The sequence below is a fragment of the Myxococcus sp. CA023 genome (assembly GCF_010998615.1).
Lineage (GTDB): Bacteria > Myxococcota > Myxococcia > Myxococcales > Myxococcaceae > Myxococcus.
Map to the genome: position 1 here is coordinate 1 of NZ_JAAEAH010000154.1, position 5962 is coordinate 5962.

Genomic DNA, 5962 nt, shown 5'->3' on the forward strand with positions numbered 1-5962 from the left:
GGCGCCCACCCCGCCGGCTCCCGCGGCCCCCGCGGCGACGGGCGGCCTCAAGCCCGCTCCCACCACGGGCGGGCGCAAGCCGCGCATCCTCATCGTGGATGACAGCGAGATGACGGCCCGCATCATCGAAGCGGACCTGGTGGCCAAGGGCTTCGAGGTCCACGTCGCCGACACCGCCGACAAGGCCACGAAGATCATCCTCAAGAAGCAGACGCGTCCGGACCTGGTGCTGCTGGACGTGCGCATGCCCAACGTGAACGGCGAGCAGTTCTGCCGCTTCATCAAGAGCAACAGCCTCTTCAAGGGCATCAAGGTGCTGCTGTGCTCGGGTGAGAACGTCGAGGAGTTGCAGCGCATCTGCCGCGAGGCGGGCGCCGACGGCTACATCCCCAAGGACGCGGTGATGGGCAACCTGGTGGCCAAGGAGCTGATGCCCACCGGTAACGAGTAGTCCCCCGGGGCCGCGTCGCGGCCCCTCCTGGCGTGTTGCCCCCGAGGCCGCGCCACCTGCCTCCCGAGGACGGAGCGCCCACCAGGCCTCCCGTCCGACGGAGGAAGGAACGCCTTCCCCCGCCCCCAGGGCGCTACCGGACCCCGGCCGCGTTCTCGCGCTCTTCCAGCCCGCGCGCGAAGTTGCCCACGATGAGCCCCGGGCGCGCCGCCTTCAGCCGCTGAAGCAGCGTGCGGATGCCCACCGGCTCTCCTCCCGCGCCGCGCTCGCGCGCCACTTCCAGGTACTGCAGCGGGTCGATGCACAGCGAGCGCGTCTGAACCTGGTCCACGCGGTACTTCTTCACCAGCCGCTCCAGCGCCCGCACCTCGCCCTCGCGGTCGGTGACGCCGGGGAACAGCAGCAGGTTCAGCGCCAGGTACGCGCCGCGCTCACGCGCCAGGGCGATGGAGGCCTCCACGTCCTCCCAGCCGTACTTCACCGGCTTGTAGTAGGCCTCGTAGAGGTCCTTCACCGCCGAGTTGAGCGACACACGGATGGCGTCCAGCCCCGCGTCGAAGAGGGTCTCCAGCCCGCGCGTGAGGCTGGCGTTGGTGTTGATGTTGATGGAGCCCGCCTGCGTGCGCGCCCGCATGTAGCGGATGGCCTCGGCAATCTGCTTCCAGCGCGTGAGCGGCTCGCCCTCGCAGCCCTGGCCGAAGCTCACCATGGTGCGGCCCGGCGCGTGCTCCAGGTGGAAGAGGCCAATCTGGCCCATCTCCTCTCCCGTGGGCCCGTCATCCATGCGCTCGTGCGACGCCGGCGGGCCGTCCGCCGGCTGGTCGGAGATACAGCCCACGCAGCGCGCGTTGCACATGACGGACGCGGGGATGGCGGCCTCGTCACGCACGTAGAAGGTGTTCTGCGACGTGAAGCACCGATAGAGCATCGCGCACGTCTTGAGCTGCTTCAGCACCCGGTTGTCCGGGAAGCGCGCCATGTGCTTCGCCACCAGGTCCTTCATGTCCGGCGTGGAGAACCGCTCCGGGTCCCAGTGGGAGCGACGGTCGGTATGGATGGCCCACGCCACCGGCCCCTCTCCCACCCAGGCCGCGGCGGTGTACGCCCACTGCGGCAGCACGGGGCCACTGCCCTTCACCTCGCCGGGGAGGAAGGTGCGCGTGTAGCCGGGGGGCAGCAGCGCGCCCACTGCGTTGGGGACAAACGTCTTGCCCCCCACCTTCATCTCCCGGACGAGCTCCAGCTCCCCCGACTCCGGATGCAGGCCCACCGGGAGGCGCCCTGGCAGGTGGACGAGCCGCCCGGAGGACGGCAGCGGAATGGGCTTGTCCTGCGGAGGAACGAGCTCTTCCCCGCTGCGCAACGTGGCGAGCAGGTACGGATGTTCCATCACCCGTCCCTTGGGGTCCGCGAATAGGAGCTTTGGAGCAGACGTCATGTCCCTGGTAACTAACACGAGCGGCGCATGCTTCATCACGCATCGCATCCAACGCCTCGCGTCATGTCTCCAGGGGTGTTTGACGCAAATGGCGCTCATGCGGGGCTGTCCGCCCGCGCCTTGATTCCCCCTTGGGCCCTCGTTAGGGTCCGCGCGCTTTTTTACGTCCCCTCTCGGAGGCAGTCGTGATCGTCGGAGTTCCCAAGGAGATCAAAACCCGCGAGTACCGCGTCGGCATGGTGCCGGCTGGCGCCGCCGCCTTCGTCGCCGCGGGTCACACGGTCCTGATCGAGACGAACGCCGGCGTTGGCTCCGGCATCCCCGATTCGGAGTACCAGCGCGTCGGCGCACAGATCGTCTCCACCGCGGACGAGATCTGGAAGCGCTCGGAGATGATCATCAAGGTCAAGGAGCCCATCGCGGCCGAGTACGCGCGCATCCAACCCGGCCAGATCATCTATACGTACTTCCACCTGGCCGGCGTGGACCCAGAGCTGACCAAGACGCTGCTCCAGAAGAAGGCCGCGGCCGTGGCCTATGAAACGCTGCAGCCGGACGACGGCAGCCTGCCGCTGCTCAAGCCCATGAGCGAGGTGGCCGGAAAGATGGCCATCCAGGTGGGCGCCAAGTGCCTGGAGCGGGCCCACGGCGGCAAGGGCATCCTCCTGGGCGGCGTGCCCGGCGTGCGCCGGGGTCGCGTCACTGTCATCGGCGGCGGCGTGGTGGGCCTGTGTGCCGCCAAGGTGGCGGTGGGCATGGGCGCCGAGGTCACCATCATCGACGTCAACATGGAGCGCCTCACCTACCTGGATGACGTGTTCCTCGGCCGAGTCGGCGTGCTGGCCTCCGACTCGGAGAGCATCTCCCGCTCCGTGCGCGAGGCCGACCTCGTCGTGGGCGCGGTGCTCATCCCCGGTCGCAAGGCCCCGAAGCTCGTCTCCGAGGCCCTCATCTCGGAGATGAGCCCGGGCTCCGTGGTGGTCGACGTGGCGGTGGACCAGGGTGGTTGCATCGAGACGTGCAAGCCCACCACGCACGACAACCCCACGTTCGAGGTCCACGGCGTCGTCCACTACTGCGTCGCCAACATGCCCGGCGCCGTGCCGCAGACGTCCACCTACGCCCTCACCAACGTCACCCGCCCCTATTCGCTCCGGATCGCCAACCAGGGCCTGGCGGCGGCCGTGAAGGAGGACCGCGCCCTCGCGCGTGCGATGAACACCTACAACGGCCACGTCACCTACGAGGCCGTCGCGAAGGACATGGGCTACGCCTACATGCCCATCACGGACGCGCTCGCCGGCAAGTAAGCCCGGTAAGCAGGCAAACGACGCAGTCCCTGGCGGGGAGGTTCGGATGGCGACATCCGGCCTCCCCGTTCGTTATCTCTGCTAGGGAATATGTTTCCCTGGCCGGCGTCGTGTATTCCCGAAGCGGGCGTCCGGGCGGGTGTCGTGGGATGCCGTTGTTGCCCTGGTTGTTCCCGTGCATACATTTGGCGGGTAAGCGACAACTCATTCCCCTTTTGTTTCGGGCCCTTGGAAGGCGGGACATGTTGGATTTCAGGCAACCCAACCGGACGAAGCAGGAATTCGAAGAGCTGGCGCTCGCCCATCTGGACCCGCTCTATTCGGCGGCGCTTCGCCTGACGAAGAACGAGCGCGACGCCGAGGACCTGGTGCAGGACACCTGCATGCGGGCGTACCGCTTCTTCGACAAGTTCGAGCGCGGGACGAACATCAAGGCCTGGCTCTTCAAGATTCTCACCAACACCTTCATCAACCGCTACCGGCGGAAGGTGAAGGAGCGCACGGTGGTCGAAGGCGTGGAGCGCGAGGCCGTCCACGAGCGCTTCGTGAGCCGGGACGCGACGGACTTCGCGGCCAACCCCGAGCAGTACTTCTTCGACCGGCTCCTGTCGGACGACGTGCTGCGGGCCATTGACGCGCTGCCCATCGACTTCCGGCTGGTGGTCATCCTCGCGGACCTCCAGGAGTTCTCCTACAAGGAGATCGCGGAGATTCTTGAGTGCCCCGTGGGCACGGTCATGAGCCGCCTGTTCCGCGGACGCAAGCTCCTGCAGAAGAACCTGCGTGAGTACGCCGAGGGCCAGGGCGTATTCCGGCACGACGGGGAGCCGGTGAACGCCCCCGCGGACCTGGAAGAGTATCGCCACAGGAAGAAGACAGGGTAGAAACCCGTTCCTAGCGCGCGCCATGAACTGCCAGGACCTCGAACGGCTGCTCTATCCGTACCTCGACGGCGAATTCCAGCCCGAGGAACGAGTGGACCTCGAAACCCACCTCTCCGGGTGCGCTGATTGCCGGCGCCGCGCGGAGGAAGAGAAGCAGATGCAGCAGGCGCTGCGGCGAGCCGCGCGCCACTCCGTTTCGGGCATGCGGGCCCCCGCCGCGCTCCGGGCCGGCATCGAAGTGGGCCTCAAGCAGGAGCAGCGCCGCGTCCAGTTCGGCGTCTGGCTGCGCGCCGGGGCCATGGCGTTGGTGGTGGTGACGGTGGGCGGCGGCTGGGCCGCGTTCCACGCCGAGCAGCGGCTGAGCGCGGCCAGGGCGGAAGCGGTGCAGCGCCATAGCAAGAGCAAGGCGCTCCCCTTCGAGATTGCCTCCAACACGCCGGAGCAGGTGGAGGAGTGGTTCAAGGACAAGGTGGATCCGCGCATCACCGTCCCGCAGATCCCCAAGGCGAAGCCGCTGGGCGGGCGCATCTCCATCCTCAACGGCCGCGAAGTCGCGTACATCAGCTACGAGACGCTTCCGGACAACGAAGGTGAGCCGAGCCGCCGCTTGGGCGTCTTCGTACTCCCTGGCGACAACGAAGTCGTCATCCCGAAGTTCCAGGCCCTGCAAGCCGTGGAAGTGGACTCCGCGCAGGGCTTCAACGTCGTCACCTGGCGCGACGATGAAATCGTCTACGAGATGGTGACGGACATGGACGAAAGCGACATCCGCCGGATGCTCGCCGAGCGCGACAGCGGTGAGAAGCTCGCGCGCAAGTCCGCGCCGGAGGCCGACGAGCCGCTGTATTCGCTCCCGCCCTCGCCGCGCACGCCGCACTCCTGGCCTCCCATCTCCGTCGAGCCGGTGACGTACCCGACGTACCCTCAGTGACGGAAACGTCGGCTGTGTGACGGCGCTTGCCCGCTCCCCGGGCAGCCGGAATTCCGCCCGGTCCGAACATTGACGCTCCCGCACATGGCCGATAGCCTCGACGCACATCATCACCTTGCGCGTCGCGGCCGGTAGGGCGTTTGTGCGCGCCGCACACCAGGACGGGCCGTCCCTCCATGTCGAAGAAAATCCTGATCGTCGAAAGCGACACCGCGCTCTCCGCCACCCTGCGCTCGGCCCTGGAGGGCCGGGGCTTCACGGTCGACGAGACGACCGACGGCAAGGGCAGCGTGGAGCAGATCCGCAGGGACCGGCCGGACCTCGTGGTGCTCGCGGTGGACCTGTCCGCGGGACAGAACGGCTACCTCATCTGCGGCAAGCTGAAGAAGGACGATGACCTCAAGAACGTCCCCATCGTCATCATCGGCAACCCGGACGGCTTCGCGCAGCACCGCAAGCTGAAGGCCCACGCCGACGAGTACGTCGCCAAGCCGGTGGACGCGGATCAGCTGGTGGAGCGCGCGGGTGCGCTGATCGGCTTCCCCGAGCTGCCCGCCACCGAGGACGTCGTCGACGAGAGCCTCACGCTGGACGCGCTCGGCGACGAGCCGATGACGGCGGACTTCGGCGAGGAGATCTCCGTGGAGACCGCGGAGGAGCCTCCCGTCACCGGCGAGGAGCTGGACCTGGACGCAGCCTTCGGCGACCTGTCCGCGCCCGAGGAGACGCCGTCCTTCGAGGAAGAAGTCGTCGTCGCGCCGCCCGAGGCGGTGGTGGAAGGCGTGGAGGAGGACTTCTCCACGCTCGACTCGTTGGGCACCGACTCGGAGGATCCGCTCGAGGGGCTGGATGACTCCGACGAGAAGACGGTGATTGGCTTCATCGCTCCGGCCCCCGCGGCCGCGCCTCCGCCCGAGCCGCCCCGCGCCGTCGCGCCGCCCCCGGTGC

At 68.0% G+C, this 5962-nt stretch carries 6 protein-coding genes; 5 read left to right on the top strand and 1 reads right to left on the bottom strand.

What is annotated here, in order from left to right; translation table 11 throughout:
• On the top strand, window positions 1-451 hold a 451-nt coding region (locus tag F8M74_RS36815; protein ID WP_163884743.1), incomplete at its 5' end, for a PleD family two-component system response regulator.
• A 133-nt stretch (window positions 452-584) separates the two neighbouring features.
• On the opposite strand, the gene F8M74_RS36820 is transcribed toward F8M74_RS36815, so the two are convergent.
• Window positions 585-1889, bottom strand: coding sequence for a radical SAM protein (locus F8M74_RS36820; RefSeq protein WP_141259014.1), 1305 nt, complete (start codon window positions 1887-1889; stop codon window positions 585-587).
• A 185-nt stretch (window positions 1890-2074) separates the two neighbouring features.
• Here F8M74_RS36820 and ald point away from each other — a divergent pair, with 185 nt between their 5' ends.
• The 4 genes from ald to F8M74_RS36840 form a co-directional block, all read left to right on the top strand.
• The gene (gene ald, locus F8M74_RS36825; RefSeq protein WP_141259015.1) at window positions 2075-3199 is read left to right on the top strand and encodes an alanine dehydrogenase; all 1125 of its coding nucleotides are present in this window, start codon (window positions 2075-2077) and stop codon (window positions 3197-3199) included.
• Window positions 3200-3441: 242 nt separating this feature from the next.
• Entirely contained in the window at window positions 3442-4083 is a 642-nt protein-coding gene (locus F8M74_RS36830; RefSeq protein WP_011554150.1) for a sigma-70 family RNA polymerase sigma factor, read from the top strand.
• A gap of 22 nt (window positions 4084-4105) precedes the next feature.
• Window positions 4106-5014 (top strand): anti-sigma factor, encoded by a 909-nt coding sequence (locus tag F8M74_RS36835; protein WP_141259016.1) that lies wholly within the window; start codon window positions 4106-4108, stop codon window positions 5012-5014.
• A gap of 176 nt (window positions 5015-5190) precedes the next feature.
• Window positions 5191-5962: PleD family two-component system response regulator (locus F8M74_RS36840; protein WP_163884745.1), on the top strand; the 772-nt coding region annotated here is incomplete at its 3' end.

Coding starts and splice junctions, on each gene's coding strand:
- F8M74_RS36835 (WP_141259016.1), top strand. CDS start 4,106: ATGAACTGCCAGGACCTCGAACGGCTGCTCTATCCGTACCTCGACGGC.
- F8M74_RS36820 (WP_141259014.1), bottom strand. CDS start 1,889: ATGACGTCTGCTCCAAAGCTCCTATTCGCGGACCCCAAGGGACGGGTG.
- F8M74_RS36830 (WP_011554150.1), top strand. CDS start 3,442: ATGTTGGATTTCAGGCAACCCAACCGGACGAAGCAGGAATTCGAAGAG.